11 protein-coding genes are annotated in these 15,817 nt (G+C 46.1%); 6 read left to right on the top strand and 5 right to left on the bottom strand.

Annotation, left to right across the window (positions count from 1 at the left end; all coding sequences use genetic code 11):
* The first annotated feature begins 17 nt into the window (after positions 1–17).
* Both QUA47_RS09570 and QUA47_RS09565 read left to right on the top strand, forming a co-directional pair.
* A complete protein-coding gene (locus QUA47_RS09570; RefSeq protein ID WP_333430582.1) occupies positions 18–1,379 on the top strand; it encodes a calcium-binding protein in 1,362 nt (453 codons plus the stop codon).
* Positions 1,380–1,594: 215 nt separating this feature from the next.
* Entirely contained in the window at positions 1,595–2,953 is a 1,359-nt protein-coding gene (locus QUA47_RS09565) for a calcium-binding protein (protein ID WP_333430581.1), read from the top strand.
* A 212-nt stretch (positions 2,954–3,165) separates the two neighbouring features.
* On the opposite strand, the gene QUA47_RS09560 is transcribed toward QUA47_RS09565, so the two are convergent.
* Both QUA47_RS09560 and QUA47_RS09555 read right to left on the bottom strand, forming a co-directional pair.
* The gene (locus QUA47_RS09560; RefSeq protein ID WP_333430580.1) at positions 3,166–4,530 is read right to left on the bottom strand and encodes an MFS transporter; all 1,365 of its coding nucleotides are present in this window, start codon (positions 4,528–4,530) and stop codon (positions 3,166–3,168) included.
* Between the two features lie 137 nt (positions 4,531–4,667).
* Entirely contained in the window at positions 4,668–7,223 is a 2,556-nt protein-coding gene (locus QUA47_RS09555; RefSeq protein WP_333430579.1) for a BsuBI/PstI family type II restriction endonuclease, read from the bottom strand.
* Positions 7,224–7,467: 244 nt separating this feature from the next.
* On the opposite strand from QUA47_RS09555, the gene QUA47_RS09550 reads away from it, so the two are divergent.
* On the top strand, positions 7,468–8,967 hold the full coding sequence (locus QUA47_RS09550) for a family 10 glycosylhydrolase (protein ID WP_333430578.1): 1,500 nt from the start codon (positions 7,468–7,470) through the stop codon (positions 8,965–8,967).
* Positions 8,968–9,195: 228 nt separating this feature from the next.
* On the opposite strand, the gene QUA47_RS09545 is transcribed toward QUA47_RS09550, so the two are convergent.
* The 3 genes from QUA47_RS09545 to dusB form a co-directional block, all read right to left on the bottom strand.
* Positions 9,196–9,846 (bottom strand): NAD(P)H-dependent oxidoreductase, encoded by a 651-nt coding sequence (locus tag QUA47_RS09545; RefSeq protein WP_333430577.1) that lies wholly within the window; start codon positions 9,844–9,846, stop codon positions 9,196–9,198.
* 160 nt (positions 9,847–10,006) lie between these two features.
* The gene (argF, locus tag QUA47_RS09540) at positions 10,007–10,927 is read right to left on the bottom strand and encodes an ornithine carbamoyltransferase (RefSeq protein ID WP_333430576.1); all 921 of its coding nucleotides are present in this window, start codon (positions 10,925–10,927) and stop codon (positions 10,007–10,009) included.
* A 99-nt stretch (positions 10,928–11,026) separates the two neighbouring features.
* Positions 11,027–12,037 (bottom strand): tRNA dihydrouridine synthase DusB, encoded by a 1,011-nt coding sequence (dusB, locus tag QUA47_RS09535; protein WP_333430575.1) that lies wholly within the window; start codon positions 12,035–12,037, stop codon positions 11,027–11,029.
* 463 nt (positions 12,038–12,500) lie between these two features.
* Between dusB and QUA47_RS09530 the strand changes: the two genes are divergently transcribed.
* The 3 genes from QUA47_RS09530 (at position 12,501) to QUA47_RS09520 (ending at position 15,753) form a co-directional block, all read left to right on the top strand.
* Complete coding sequence (locus tag QUA47_RS09530; RefSeq protein ID WP_333430574.1) at positions 12,501–14,093, top strand: glucose-6-phosphate isomerase; 1,593 nt, start codon at positions 12,501–12,503, stop codon at positions 14,091–14,093.
* Positions 14,094–14,156: 63 nt separating this feature from the next.
* Entirely contained in the window at positions 14,157–14,894 is a 738-nt protein-coding gene (locus QUA47_RS09525; RefSeq protein WP_333430573.1) for a response regulator transcription factor, read from the top strand.
* A gap of 58 nt (positions 14,895–14,952) precedes the next feature.
* On the top strand, positions 14,953–15,753 hold the full coding sequence (locus QUA47_RS09520) for a hypothetical protein (protein ID WP_333430572.1): 801 nt from the start codon (positions 14,953–14,955) through the stop codon (positions 15,751–15,753).
* The last annotated feature ends 64 nt before the right edge of the window (positions 15,754–15,817 follow it).

Here is a 15,817-nt window from a genome sequence, read left to right as displayed (position 1 = left end):
ACAGAAAAGATAATATTATGAGTGCCTCGCCTGCTGTTTATGAAGCTCTGGCTAAATCAATTGTTTTTTTGAATCAAAAGCCAAGCGCAGCCAATGAAGTTTCGCGTTTCCTAGATACTAATGGCTACTATATCGATCGCATATTCGACGACCCAGAAACAAACTTTTATGCGATCGGGTTCGGTTCATCCAATCCCGAAAACCCGCCAGCCCTCGTATTTAAAGGTACAGACTTCATCGACGGCGACGCTATCTTTTCCGACTCGCGGGACATTGGTTTACCTGAATTTGAAAAGAACAAAGATAATATCAAAAACTGGCTAACAGAAATCGGTCAAAATACAGGTAAAAACCCCAACAAATTATTGCCCGATGTCATCGGGCACAGTTGGGGCGGAGCAGTCGCTCAAATTGTAGCAACCGAATACACATCTCTGACCGGCGATATCTTTACTTTCAACTCTCCGGGAGTGTCAGCGAGTACATTCACCACTTTTCGGAGAAATCTCAGCAGGGCAGGCAACAAAAATGTCACTCACTACATTGTCAGCGGAGATGTAGTTAGCTTGTTTGGGGAAGCATTTATTCCGGGTAAAGTATTTATCCAAAGTTTTACAGACCCGAGTATTAATCCCTTAACTGTTTTGGCAAAACATCGAACTGAAAATTTGTTAACTACTCCGCCCGTGGGTTTTTTGCAGAGGCAAATTTCCGTAGAACAATTAAACAGTCCCGAATTTACTTATAACAACGACTCGGATTTTAACGAATTTATCGCTGCCCTAAATTTTCCCTTGGCCAATGTGTCAATCCCAATCCGAACCAGAGGCGGTGCAGAGAGTTTGAGAACGGCACCAGAATTTTCTTTTGTGCAGTTAATCAGACAAATGCAATACGGTTTAGCTCCCTTACAACCGAATTATTTATCAGGGGACGATCGCAACAATACTGCTACCGGCGGCCCTGGAGAGGATACAGTTATCGGCAATCGCGGTAACGATACTCTCAGAGGCAATCGAGGTAATGACAGCATCACCGGTGGTGATGGCGAAGACTTCTTGTACGGCGGCAGAGATAACGATTATTTGGACGGTGGCGACGGAAATGATTTGATTTCCGGCGAGTTTGGCAACGATTTTTTAATGGGCGGCGCGGGGCGCGATCGCTTTGTATTGGAATCCGGCGGCGGAACCGATGTGATTGTAGATTTTCAAGATAGTGAAGATTTAATTACACTGTCGCGGGGTCTAACTTTTCCTCAAATTAGAGTAACCCAAGCGGGTGACGGAGCTTTAATTACTATCCCGATTACTGGTGAACTTCTTGCTACTCTCAGAGGCGTAGTGGCAAGCGATATTACGCGGGTAGATTTTGTATAGATTGAGGGCGAGAAAAATTTGTATTTTTGGTGGCGCGAAACCCGGGTGGGTTTTGTAGCGCTATTGTTGTTTGTAACAAAAAAATGGCGCTTGAATTGTCCCTAAAAAGCCACTAAAACTGACCAATAAATATGGTTAATAAACGAAGTTTATTGTAAACTTAGTTAAGTAGCTGAAAAACTAATTCCCCATCAAACGACAGGAAATAAAAAAATATGCCCTCATCCCCCGCCGCTTACGAAACTATAGCCAAGCAACTTGTTTACATAGATAACAACCCCCAGTCTCAAACCTTAGTTCAAACAGGTTTGAGCGCTGCTGGCTACCAAATCGATCGCACTTTTGACGATCCCGCGACTGGATTTCACGCGATCGGCTTAATTTCCACCACCCCAGACAAACCGCCCGTTTTGGTAGTTCGGGGCACCGACTCGCCCGTAGACGATCTTGCCAACGCAGACCAGCGCGGCGCCGGTTTCAACCAATTTGAAGCCAACAAACAAGCCTTAGGAAATTGGCTGACACAAATCAGTCAAGATACAGCAAAAAACCCCAGCCGCTTGCCACCAGACCTTCTGGGACACAGCTTGGGCGGCGCCATAACGCAACTAGCCGCCACCGAATTTACATCTACTATCGGAGATGTTGTCACCTTCAATTCTCCCGGAGTTGATCAGAACACTGTCAATACATTCAAGCAGAAAGTCGGTGCCGGAAAAAATGTAACTCACTACATAGTTAGCGGCGATTTTGTTAGTTTGGAAGGAGAAGCTTTTCTCCCTGGAAAAGTAGTTTTGCAAACATTTACTAACCCGATTATTGACCCGCTGCTTGTCTTAAACAAGCACAACCAAAGGGGTTTGTTAACTTCTCCTCCTCCCGGTTTAACTCAGACAGAAATCTCTGTAGACCAGTTGAACCGCCCTGATTTCACTTTCACAGATTCAGATTATTTAGAGCTGTTAGCTGCCTTAGACTTTGCACTGCCGGCCTTGGGAACAGCGCTGGAATCCCGCAGCAGCTTAGAGCAATTAAGAACCGCTCCGGGAACCTCCTTTTTAGGAAACGTTGTGGCAGTCCAAACTGCTCTAGATCCATCCCAAACTAACCAATTAGTAGGGGACGATGCCAACAATACAGCATCAGGTTTTGCAGGGGACGATATTCTCACTGGCAATGGGGGAAACGACACTCTCAGCGGCAACAAAGGCAACGATATTATCAGCGGTGGCATCGGCAACGACCAGCTATTAGGTGGCAAAGGGGATGACAATTTGACCGGGGGGGAAGGAGACGATACGCTCATTGGCGCAGGGGGTACAGATCTCTTAATTGGTGGCGCTGGACGCGACGTATTGGTGTTAGGAGTAGGTGGGGGTACAGATACACTTGTAGACTTTCAAAAGGGTCAAGATTTAATCGGTTTGAGCGGAGGTTTGAGCTTCAACCAACTGATAGTTACTGAAGGCGATTTTTCAACGACGATTGAAATTGCCCGTAACGGCGAATTTCTTGCCAGTATTCCTAGCATTCTAAGTAGTCCGCTAACAGCCACTGATTTTATTGCGATTTAGTTGGGCGCTGGCAATACAGATATTCCGTAGGGACACAACATTGTTGTGTCCTTATTTTATCTTATGAAGGCACGCACAATTTATACGAGTTAGCGATTAAAAACATCCATATTCCTGTAGGGGCAGGTTCGGCTGAATATCGAAAAAGTAGTGCAGATATTGCTAAACCCACCCCCACCCGAATCTTATAGTTATAACGACTAGACTTGATATTAATCGAAATCGTCCAGTCCAGGCCTGGGCATGGATGCTAATTTTTTCTCATCTTCTAGGGGCAGAAAGAAAATGGTTAGCATACCGGGAATCACAGCCAGCGCGCTCATCAAAAAATAATTTTGATAGCCGAGATTCGTCTGCAAGTAGCCGCTAAAAACGCCCGGAATCAGCACTCCTGCAGCCATAAAAGCCGTTGTAATTGCATAGTGAGATGCTTCGTATTCAGGGCGGACAGTCCGCATCAAGAACACTGTATAGGCAGCTACGCCAAGTCCGTAAGTAAATTGCTCGATCGAATTTACAGCATAAGCCCATTCAATCCCCGGTTGATTGATGGCCAACAGCCAATACAGCACGTTAGTTGAATTTTGCAGAATTGCCGTCGGCCACATCCATTTTTTCAATCCTTGTTTAGCAATCAAATAGCCGCCCAGTAACCCTCCTATTAACAGAAAAATTACCCCGATCGTACCCGATAACAGACCCATGTCCGATGTAGAAACTGCTAATCCTCCTTTCTCCAATTTATCCATTAAAAATGGCGGGGCCATTTTAAACGTCAAGGCATCGCCCAAGCGAAAAATTAAGACATAAGTCACAATCCAACCAATTTTATCTTGCTGAAAATAAGTTTTAAATGCTTCGATAAAGCTTGTTGTTTGTTGGGGGGCGCCGGATTCTAAATCGTAATTTCTAGGATAGGGAAGATACCACCGCTGAAAGAGATATATCAGCACAAACATAATCGCACAAATGCCAAAGGCTGTCGCCCATCCGTAGTTAAGCGCAGACACGCTAAAATCCGAACCGAAAAGTGACAGTGGAATGTTTTGATATATTTTGGTGTCGCCTGTACTTCCGGTGACTAAATGCTGTTCGGCCAGTTTCCCGGCTAAGAACACCAATACACCGCTACCGGCAATGACAGCACCTCTATAAGCGGTGTTGCGAACCCCGACAAACAAGGCTTGCTGGTCTTTATTGAGAGTGTTTAAATAAAATCCGTCAATGGCGATGTCGTGAGTAGCTGACACAAAGGCGATCGCCGTAAAGATAACAAGCGATATAATAATCGGTGCCGGCGTTAATACGCCAAAAGCTAGGAAAGCAAACAGGAAAGCACAAATGATTTCGGTTGTTAAAATCCATTTGCGTTTCGTGGAATACAAATCAACAACTGGTCCCCACAAACCTTTTAAAACCCAAGGAAAAGACAAAAGACTTGTCAAGCCGATGAGTTCGTTGCTGGTTCCCATACCTTTCAAAAAAATCACTGACATTAAATTAACGACGGTGTAAGGCAGACCTTGAGCGAAGTACAATACGGATACCCACAATCCAGCGTTATGCTTTTTTTCCATTGCAAAGATATTTTGGCTAGTTACTTATTTGATTTACTGAGTGCGATCGACAATTCCGGTCAATTAAACCGCTTGCATCACAGTATATGTCATTCCGATGCCAGCGGCAGCCATATAAATAGTGTATTTTAGCATCATTATGGCTCACAAATATTTTCATTTTTGGAATAAGCCTGCAAAAGATGTTGTCCGTTAAAATGAACCAGGTGAGTAGCGTCTTCTGCTACCCAGACATCAGTTTCCCAGGAAATATCAGACAGATATTCTGCCATTGCTTTGCGGCTGAGGAAAGCTGTCACCATCACCAGAGGTACTGTCGAACTTCTAAAAAGATTCTCAAGCTCTGTTTTGCGTTTTGGATTAATCGGGCCGTGAGAAGTAACAGCTTCAATCAACACCAACCAGTTTTTTTCAGTGAAGTGAACAATTACATCTGGCATCTTACCGTGAGCATCCACTGTAACGCCTAATGCAGTTAGCGATCCTTCATTGAAATGAGCAAACTTCTCATCGGTATCTCCGACATAAAGCAGTCTGCCAGCCGGAGTAAAGCGCTCAGCAAACTCACTGACAATCTTTGATATTAAGACGTTATGACCTCCGGGCGAAAGAGTTTTTCTATGACCTTCGATTGTAATGGGAATCCGCGCCATTTCTCGCTCTTGTGCATATCGTTTTTGCAGCGTTTCGACGGAGGCGAGGTAAGCGCGAACATTCTTGTCCCAGTCAGAAGTGTCATAAGTTCGCAGCAGTTCCAAAGCACTTTCTTCTATCTGATATGCAGTTTTTGGACTATTTACCGGACGTTCGGGACTGTCAGGATTAACCACAATTAAACCTGCATCTAGAAACTGATGCACAGTCTGGCGACGCACAGTTTCCCGCGTATTTGGTGCATATTTTTTACTGTACTCCTGCTCCATAAATTCCATAATTGGTGTGATTCCCCGAAGTGGAGATTTCGCCGATCCCCAAGCATCCTTTGGCTTGAGGTCAAGCAAAGCCAGAAGGGTTAAGGCTGAACGTTCGTTAAGCTGACCTTTTGGAAAACCCAGCGCTGCAAGTATTTCTAGAGATTCATCAATACGGTTCTTGATTGTCATTGGGCTATTTTCTAACGGATTAGTCGCCTTCAGCAGTTGTCTCTCGACAAGTTGATCAATCTCCCGCTGTGTAGGAAATATTTCTCCTATTTGAGCGCCAAGTAAAAGTAATTGCTCTAGATTAGGATACTTCAAATTGCGTAAATCCGTAGCATTAACTTGAGTGTGTCCGTTGAACAGTCGGAAAAACGCATCTACCAAGCTCGAATTTAGATAAACGGCCAATCCCCGCGCCAGGGTGAGGTCTAATCCGCGTCCCTGTTGGTGAAAGTAATTCAAATGGTTCTCAAAACCAACGCTAGAACTATTAATTTTATTGGCATCCCAGACTACTGCAACAATTCGCTTTTTCTCTTCCTTTGACGAGAAGCGCTTGCTCAAAACATAATGTTCGTTAGGTACGAGGAGTGCAGCCGTTTTTTCCGTGACAGCTAAAGCTTGATGCTTTCTCGTTGCTGTGGGATATTCAACACCGCCAGCCGAGAAGTGTGCGGGATAAATCAGCGGAACTGTACCGTTCTCAGGTTTTAGCCGCAAGTCAGAGCGAACACGAAAATCTACAACTTTTCCGGTGGAAACTGTTAAGCCTAATTCCTCTAGGCTGCAAGTAAATTGAGCTATTTGCTCGACTACTTTCTGGCTGACAGAATCGGGTAGAATCCGAATAAATTGCTCGGAGTCTTGGGGATTAATTAGGGCGGTATAGGGCAGTTGGTGAGACAAAACCAGGTCATCGCCCACACTGCTGCTTGAGGTAATTAGTACAGTATCTGGCTGTTCTATTTGTTTGGTGGCGCGCACAATAATAGTTTCTTGCAGCACCGCATCATCGCGAAATGGCAACTGTCGGGATTCAAAGATGTGTACTTGGCGTAAAGCCATCATTTGAAGGAATACTTTGCGGAAATCTCGAAAGTATAAACCGTTGCAAAAGCTGCGGGGAGTAATCGATACTAATTCACCGTTTGGTTTAAGCAGGTGAGCAGCAGCAACTGTAAACCCAGCGTAGAGATTGCTGGTTTCTACTCCTATAGAACGTAACAAGCTTCGGAGTTGGGATTTAGCGTCTATCTTGGCATAGGGAGGATTGATAATTGCATGGGTAAATTCCCGTTTTACTGGTTGTGTAAATAGATTGGGCTGCAACATATCGGCGCTGTCTTGAATAAAATCTATTTCGCGAACCTCACAGGTAAAAGATATCCCAAGACGCTGACATTCAATACTGCATAATTCTAAAGTTTGCTTGAGGTATTCAATCAAAATAAGGTCAATTTCATAAGCTGTAACGTGCAGGCTGTGCGGTTTGTTTGGGCGCTGACAAAGCTCGCAAACAACTGCTGCTAACAGCGAACCAATACCAGCCCCGGCATCTAAAAGCGATATATCGGGACAGTTAAATTCAAACATTCCCGCCATCAAACTTGCGACTGAGGCAGGTGTTAAAAATTGTCCTTTTTCTCCTCTCTGGCTTTGCTGCAACTTTCGGGTTGCTTCTTGGCGCCAGCCATCTACTCGATCGAGTAAATTGCTTGCAGTTGAGTAGCTGTTACCCGGAAGGGCTAGGGTTTGAAAGTGCGGTACTATCATTTGTTCAAAAAGTGCGATCGCCAGTTCAGTGTATTTTCGCCCAAACTTTCACCATTGTGCGAAAATGTCAAGCGGACTCTCAAAGCAAAAGTCCGTAAAGGACTGTTAAACGCTCTCTCACACATTTCTGATGCGAAATACCAAAACATTCTTTTTGTCAAGCTTGTTCCTGATTGGCTTAACAATTAGTTTTCTGCTGACTCCTGGTTGGTTCTCCAACTTCCCATTCCGGGCGACCGCAACTATGCCCCCACAAACCCAAACCGCCGAATTTCGCGCCTTCTGGGTGGACGCCTTCAACCCCGGCTTCAAAACGCCTCAAGAAGTCACAAAATTGATCGCAGACGCGCAGCGGGCAAATGCCAACGCAATCGTCGCCCAAGTCCGCCGCCGTGGCGATGCTTTTTACACAAGTGCGATCGAACCCCGCACCCTCGATCCCAACGTTCCGGCGGGTTTCGATCCCCTGCAAGATTTGATTGACAAAGCCCACGCCGCAGACATTGAAGTACACGCTTGGATGGTGACGCTGCCGGTGGTTTCGGGAACCAAACTTCCCGCCGGTCACGTTTGGCAACAACACGGGCCTTCGGCCCCCGGCAGCGACAATTGGGCAATGCTGACTTACGGTGGGGAAGCCCAAGGCTATCTCGATCCCGGTCATCCAGACGCAGTAGATTATACTGTTTCCGTCTATTTGGACTTGCTGAAGCGCTACGATGTGGACGGCGTACAGTTGGATTATGTGCGCTACGGCGGGCCGACTTGGGGCTACAATCCGACTGCGATCGCCCGTTTCAATCAGCAAACAGGTCGATCGGGCAAACCCGCACCCACCGATCCCGCGTGGATGCAGTGGCGGCGCGAACAGGTGACAAATTTAGTGCGGAAGCTTTATGTAGAAAGCCTTGCGATTAAACCGCGCGTTAAAATTACCGCGGCCACGATCGCCTGGGGAGACGGCCCAGCAAACGAGGCAGGGTGGTATCAAACGCAGCCTTACAAAGAAGTATTGCAGGATTGGCGCGCTTGGCTGGAAGAAGGGATCGTAGACATGGCGATGCCGATGACTTACCAGCGCGAGTACAAACGATCGCAAAAACTCGCTTATGACCGCTGGATCGAGTACGCCAAAGACCACCAGTACAACCGCCAAATTGCGATCGGCCCCGGCAATTACCTCAACTACATCGAAGACACCCTAGGCCAGATTCGTCGCGCCGAACAGCCGTCTGCGAAAGGAAATCACGTCGCAGGTACGGTGCTCTATTCCTACGCTAGCAGCAACGTGTACACGAATGTCGAACTGCGATCGGGCGGTAGCGGTGATTTGCCCCGCCAGCCTTGGAAATACGTTCCCCAAAGCAACGATTTGTTTTACACCGCGCTTTCTGTGCCGAGTCAATACGTTGATGCTGCGACGGGTAAAACCTATGAAACTCAGCCTGTGTGGGCGACAGCAGCAGCGGTTCCCGATATGCCTTGGAAGTCGCGGCCGACTACAGGTGCGATCGCCGGAAATTTGCAGCAGTGTACTCAAACTTGCGACGGTGCGAGCTTGACATTGCAGTGGATCGATGCTGCTGGCAAAGTGCGCCAACTGCGCGCGGATGGTAAAGGATGGTTTGGGGCGATCGAGCTTTCTCCGGGAACTTATCAGTTAAAGGTTGATAGCAGTCAGATTCAACAAACTGTTAATGTTGTCGCAGGTGAAGTCACAAAAGTGAATTTCGGAGCCTCTTAATATCTTTTTAGGGTGCGCCGAGGTGCGCTATTGCGATCGACTTACAGCGTATCCCGGGTTTATAGAACCCATTTAGGATCTTTTTGTTGTCTCACAAGCCTTTGAGGTATCTAGGTTGTATCTGGTTTGATGCCTGTTAGCTTAAAGTCCTGACTCTGGTATTAAATCCTCTGGTAAAACGATCCCCTCAAAACCATATAGTTCGCTCAAGAAGATACCAAATGGGTTCTATAAAGTTTCTAAGATTTCTGACTTAGGGAATCTTACTTTTGCGAGTGAAGCATACTTATCTGTTTCAGAGCGATAGCCAGCCGCACAAGCTACGACGGTAGTAAAGCCTTTTGCAGAAAGACCCAACAGGCGATCGTAATTGACAGGTTCAATTCCTTCCATTGGACAGGTGTCAACACCAAGCAATGCAGCACAGGTCATAAAGTTGCCCAGTGCAATATAAGTTTGGCGCGTTGACCATTGATTGATATTAAAACTGCGGGCACCATCCACCAAGTCACTGACGATTAGATTCCGATATCCTGCCATTGCCTCTACGGTCCCGCCCCGCAGCTCGACAGTGCGCGCCATAAAGCGATCGACATCCTCGGCAGTGAGATTCTTTTTAATCGCGAACACGACATAATGAGAGCAATCAGTAACCTGTGACTGATTCCAGGAGAGGGGCTTGAGCTGTTCTTTAAGTTCCGAGCTGGTAATAATCAGAAATTTCCAAGGTTGAAGCCCATAAGAAGATGGTGTTAACACTAACGCATCTTCTAAAGCTGTCCAGATTTCTGGAGCAATTGTTTTGGCTGGATCGAACTGTTTGGTGGCATATCGCCATTTGAGATTTTCGAGTAAGTCTGTCGTAGTGATGTGATTCATTTCTTTTACTTAAGAGATTGCAATTAATCATGGTTGAAACGGATAATTACAGGCTGGTTGCAAATAATCCTGGTTCAACTGAAATGATAACGGAAGCGGTCTGCAAAAAGTAGCGAGCAGGTCGATTTGCTCCCCCGACAGACTAATTTTTAACTAATTCCTAATCGCTTTCCAGAATGCTTGCCAGCAAAGCTTGCTGAGCGTGCATCCGATTTTCTGCTTGATCCCAAACGCGCGATTGACTGCCCTCAATCACGTCATCCGTAATCTCTTCATCCCGGTGTGCGGGCAAACAGTGCAATACAATTGCATTCTTATCTGCTAACTTCAGCAATTGTTCATTTACCTGATAGGGTTCAAACAAAGGAATCCTGATTTTTGCTTCCTCTTCCTGTCCCATACTCGCCCAAACATCAGTATAAATCACTTGAGCATTCTTCACAGCAGCTTCTGCGTCCGCCGTCACAGTAACTTCTGTTTTTCCATTAGCAATATTCTTAGCCTTTTCCACTATCTCAGCATTGGGCTGGAAATCTTGAGGGCAAGCAATTCTTACATTCATTCCCGTCATTGCACAGCCCAACATCAGCGAATTTGCCATATTATTGCCATCGCCCAAATAAGTCAAAGTCACCCCTTCCAACTTGCCAAAACACTCTTTTACTGTCATTAAATCCGCCAGCACTTGACATGGGTGTTCGTCATCTGTCAGTGCATTAATCACAGGAATTTTGGCATAGTTAGCAAAAGTTGCTAAATCCTTTTGCTCGAACGTCCGAATCGCCAAAATGTCTAAATATCTGTCTAAAACCCGGGCTGTATCTACCAAAGGTTCACCGCGGCTGACTTGTGTAACGTTGGGATTGAGGTCAATCACTTGCCCTCCCAATTTATACATTGCCACTGTAAAACTTACCCGCGTTCGCGTTGAAGCTTTGGAAAATAACAAGCCGAGAACTTTATTGCGTTTCAGCTTGACCATTCCCGATTTTAAACTGGCTGCTAGATCCAGCAAATAATTTAATTCATCTATGCTTAAATCTGCCAGACTTAATAAATCTCGCCCTTTTAATGAATCCATGCTTTCCCCCACACACAAATTTTTAATGGTGTCTTAAATCTTAGCCCGCAGAGGTGGGTTTTGTTTTTATAATCCCTAATTGACATCTGCGGGTAAGGTTTATGCGGGCAATTGCTCGATCGCGCGATCGATCGAATCGCAACCTTGTTGAACCGTTTCTACCACAGCCAACACGCCCCGCAATTCCCCAGCGCCGGGGAAACCCTTAGCATACCAGGTTAAGTGCTTGCGCGCTTGGGAGACACCGCTTTCACCTTTATATTCCCACAAAGCCCGCAAATGTTCCTTAGCACATTCGAGGCGTTCAATTGGTGTCGGAGCTATCTTTTCCACACCAGTTTTCAAGAAATAATCAACTTCTCCCACCAAAAAAGGATAGCCCAAAGTTCCCCGCGAACACATCACTCCATCTGCGCCGGTTTCTTCCAGACATCGCATCGCTGCTTCCACTGAAAAAATATCCCCGTTAGCAATAACTGGAATCGATAAAACTTCTTTCACTCGGCGAATCCACTCCCATTTTGCCGGCCCCGTGTAACCTTGCGATCGAGTGCGGCCGTGCACGGTAATCATTTTTGCTCCCGCATCTTCCATCCGCTTCGCAAATTCCAAAATATTAATTTCTTTGTCAGTCCAACCAATCCTAGTTTTAACCGTGACAGGAACATCTACCGCTTCCACAACAGCCCGCACAATTGCCTCGGCCGTTTCCGGATCTCGCAGCAGGGAAGAACCGCCGCCGTTTTTAGTAATTTTGTTAACCGGACAGCCCATATTAATATCAACAGTATCGGCTCCTTCGGCCACTGCTTTCTGGGCCGCTTCTGCCAAGAAATCCGGCCGGCAGTCAAACAATTGAATGCTAATCGGGCGCTCGTTCGGGTCAACTTCCATAATTCTCGGCAGTTGCTTCACGTAGTGCAAACCCGTAGCGTTCACCATTTCCGTGTACATCATCGAATCCGGCGCGTAGCGGCGGACTAGGCGGCGAAATACCAAATCGGTAACGCCGGATAAGGGCGATTGCAGGACGCGGCTTTTAACTTCAAAATCGCCGATTTTGAGCGGAGTTGCTAACCTTTCTTTTAATTCTGGAGATAGAGCAAGCATAGTCGATCGCACTTTAATTATAATATCTGTATATTATACTACACTTCAGATAGTTGACAGTTGTTAATTATATTTTTAGCCGATTATTGAGTGACAGCTAAAAGTATATTTAACCTGACCGCAATGCCTATTTTACACATCCCGATCGCCCTAATTTGAATATTGTGAAACCAGGGCCCAAACGCCAACGCCGACCACAGTTAAATCTCTGTGCCGCTTCGATCTATCTACGGGGTGTGACCATTAATGAGGGATCTACCTACTAAGAGTGTTGCCCAAGTCATATTTTTATTGTTTAATTCTGCCGAATGCTTTGCCGGCCTTCGGCTCCGGCTATCTTCAGAGGACTAATGGTTAAATTTATTGGGATTGTGCAAAAGCCGTACATCAGATCGTTTTAAACTACAATTGGTGGATTCCTGACGACGCCGATCGAACATTAAAAAAATTGTAGAGAATTCCTATGGACGCCGCAGCACTCTGGCAACGCTATCAAGACTGGCTTTACTATCACGAGGGATTGGGACTTTACCTCGATATCAGCCGCATGGGATTCGACGACGCTTTCGCAGCAGCACTGAAGCCCAAATTTGACAAAGCTTTCAAAGACATGGCAGCTTTGGAAGCAGGTGCGATCGCCAATCCCGACGAAAACCGGATGGTGGGCCACTACTGGCTGCGAAACCCCGATTTAGCTCCCACTCCAGAATTAAAACAAGAAATAGTCGAAGGCATAGCACAAGTCGAAGAATTTGTCAAGAAAGTTCAAAACCGCGATATTAAACCGCCCTTTGCTCCGCAATTTACCGACATAATTTCGATCGGCATCGGCGGTTCCGCCCTCGGCCCCCAATTTGTTTCCGAAGCTTTATCCCCAGACATTCCGCCCCTAGCAATACATTTTATCGACAACACAGATCCGGCTGGGATCGATCGAATCCTCAACAAAATCAAAGACAAACTCGTCAGCACCCTAGTAATTACTATCTCCAAATCCGGCGGCACCCCCGAACCCCGCAACGGCATGATTGAAGTTCAAAAAGCCTTCGCCGCCCAAAAACTCGACTTCGCCAAACAGGCAGTTGCCATCACTGGAACAGACAGCAAACTAGACAAATTAGCCAAATCCGAAGGCTGGATTGGCAGCTTCCCGATGGCCGACTGGGTGGGAGGACGCACTTCCGAATTGTCAGCAGTTGGACTTTTGCCCGCAGCTTTGCAAGGCATCGACATTCGGGCGATGCTCGACGGCGCTAAAGTCATGGACGAAGCTACTAGAACCACCGAAATCACACATAATCCCGCTGCCTTGTTAGCAATGTCCTGGTATTTTGCTTGCAACGGACGCGGTGAAAAAGATATGGTAGTTTTGCCGTATAAAGATTCACTGCTATTGTTCAGCCGCTACTTGCAGCAATTAGTCATGGAATCTCTAGGTAAACAGGAAGATTTAGACGGCAATACAGTTCATCAAGGTATCGCAGTTTACGGCAACAAAGGCAGCACCGACCAACACGCCTACGTCCAGCAACTGCGAGACGGCGTGCCGAATTTCTTCCTAACATTTATCGAAGTTTTGGAAGACAGGCATGGCATTTCCCCAGAAGTAGAAACCGGCGTCACTTCGGGAGATTATTTGTCTGGTTTGTTGCAGGGAACTCGACAAGCTTTGTACGAAAATCACCGAGATTCCATTACTGTCACAATTCCCAAAGTCAACCCGGAGACAGTAGGAGCATTAATCGCCCTCTACGAAAGAGCCGTAGGTTTTTACGGTTCCTTGGTGAATGTCAATGCCTATCATCAGCCGGGCGTCGAAGCAGGCAAAAAAGCTGCCGCTGCTGTATTGGACTTACAGCAGCGGGTACTGCAAGTGCTCAAAGACGCTCAAACACCTCTGTCTCTAGAAGAACTAGCCAAAAAAGCAGGAAGACCAGAGCAAATCGAGACAATTTACAAAACTCTGCGGCATTTGGCAGCCAACGGGCGCGGCGTAGCTTTGGAGGGCAAATTAGGACAACCGGCTACTTTAACTGCAAGTTATCAAGAGAATTAAACAGTAGAATTAAACATTAAAAGTGAAATTAGTCACTTTTAATGTTTAATTTTTAATTCCCCCATGCCATTAACTATTCTGGTTGCTGACGACGATTTCGCGACTCGCTTGTCAATTACCGATTATCTGGAAATTACCTGCGGATACTCTGTAATCCCTGCTGAGAACGGCAAAGAAGCTTTAGGTTTGGTAGATGAATTTCAGCCCCACTTGATTGTTACCGACATTACAATGCCCGAGATGGATGGCTACGAATTCGTGCGCCGAGTTCGGACTCGTCCCGCTTTCCGCTTGCTGCCGGTGATATTTTTGACGGAACGCACGAGCACGCAGGAACGGATTCGCGGCTATCAGATGGGGTGCGACAATTATCTGGCTAAGCCTTTTGAACTCCAGGAATTGGGGGCGGTTATTCGCTCTTTGCTCGATCGCTACGCTCTCATCGCTCAGGCACCCTCTCGTTCCCCGGAACCAGAACCGACGCCAACAGGGGCACGCAGCAGAGCCAATGACCAGCCAGAAGAAGATTTTTTAACTCAAAAGTCAAACACCAGCGATTCCCTACGGGATAGCTCCGCTTCACGGGCATCTCCAAGCCAAAATGCCCCGAGTTTGACCCAGCGAGAGCGAGAAGTGCTAGATTTGCTGACAGAAGGTCTTTCTAATATTCAAATAGGCTCCCGACTCCACCTCAGCCCTCGAACTGTCGAAAAGCACGTCAGCAGCTTGTTCAGAAAAACTGACAGCAACAACCGAGCAGAACTCGTTCGCTTTGCGATGGAACACCATTTAGTCAGATAAGCGTCAACGCTCTGGGCAAGAAAATTACCTGCACTTACCACGCTGAATAAATAACATCATGGTCAACAATTACTTAAAAAATCAGAAAATTCTATATGCTGCTGCATTAGCAGCTTCCATAATTTTCTGTATTGCCATGACATCAATGGGAATCAGCAAGTATTACAGCGTTTTACAGGGTGGAGACAACTATAACGATTTCCCTACCAGCGGTTTCAGCCTCATCCGAGTTCTAATTAACGGTTCCTACTTGATAGCAACATTTACATATATTATCTGGTTAATTCAAAAAAAAACGCCCTGTTCCAGCTTTCTAGACATTTGCAAGTATGCAATCCCCTTTCTGGCACTTGCCCTCATAGCTTATTCCCAAAGCAGTGACATTTATATGTACTTGCATTACGGAACGATGAGCTTACATAAAATTAATCCTTATCTGAATAATCCCGATACCTTAATTTCTAACGTATCTCCCTTCCTCCACTGGGGGCAAACTTCTACCTACGGCCCCGTTTCTTTATTCTTTTTTGCCCTATCAGCACTTGGGGGATCAATTAGCCCTTTACTAGCAGTTTATATTTTTAAAATAATCTGCGTGTTGGTACAGGCGCTCAATGGCTACTTAATTTGGCGGTTGCTAACAAATGCTGAAAACCGTAACCTCATAACACTGGCCTATTTAGTCAATCCCATGCTATTGAACGAGCAAATAGCTAATGCGCACCTTGACGTTCTTCTTGCGAATACATTGATCGTTTTAATAGGATGTATTTATTACCAACGTTATGTTTTGGCAATTTTTGCAATTTGGGTAGGTTTTTTAGTAAAAACCTTACCTATAATTTGGCTGGGGGGGTAACAACCAGCCTGAAACCCAGAGGTGGTGAGGATTGAGCCAATGTGTGGTAAAAAAAGATAGGCAG

It is taken from the genome of Microcoleus sp. MON2_D5 (assembly GCF_036701905.1).
GTDB lineage: Bacteria > Cyanobacteriota > Cyanobacteriia > Cyanobacteriales > Microcoleaceae > Microcoleus.
Note: the sequence above shows the minus strand (reverse complement) of the source record. Positions and strands in the feature narration are given on the sequence as shown.

Coding starts and splice junctions, on each gene's coding strand:
- QUA47_RS09570 (WP_333430582.1), top strand. CDS start 18: ATGAGTGCCTCGCCTGCTGTTTATGAAGCTCTGGCTAAATCAATTGTT.
- QUA47_RS09565 (WP_333430581.1), top strand. CDS start 1,595: ATGCCCTCATCCCCCGCCGCTTACGAAACTATAGCCAAGCAACTTGTT.
- QUA47_RS09560 (WP_333430580.1), bottom strand. CDS start 4,530: ATGGAAAAAAAGCATAACGCTGGATTGTGGGTATCCGTATTGTACTTC.
- QUA47_RS09555 (WP_333430579.1), bottom strand. CDS start 7,223: ATGATAGTACCGCACTTTCAAACCCTAGCCCTTCCGGGTAACAGCTAC.
- QUA47_RS09550 (WP_333430578.1), top strand. CDS start 7,468: ATGCCCCCACAAACCCAAACCGCCGAATTTCGCGCCTTCTGGGTGGAC.
- QUA47_RS09545 (WP_333430577.1), bottom strand. CDS start 9,846: ATGAATCACATCACTACGACAGACTTACTCGAAAATCTCAAATGGCGA.
- argF (WP_333430576.1), bottom strand. CDS start 10,927: ATGGATTCATTAAAAGGGCGAGATTTATTAAGTCTGGCAGATTTAAGC.
- dusB (WP_333430575.1), bottom strand. CDS start 12,037: ATGCTTGCTCTATCTCCAGAATTAAAAGAAAGGTTAGCAACTCCGCTC.
- QUA47_RS09530 (WP_333430574.1), top strand. CDS start 12,501: ATGGACGCCGCAGCACTCTGGCAACGCTATCAAGACTGGCTTTACTAT.
- QUA47_RS09525 (WP_333430573.1), top strand. CDS start 14,157: ATGCCATTAACTATTCTGGTTGCTGACGACGATTTCGCGACTCGCTTG.
- QUA47_RS09520 (WP_333430572.1), top strand. CDS start 14,953: ATGGTCAACAATTACTTAAAAAATCAGAAAATTCTATATGCTGCTGCA.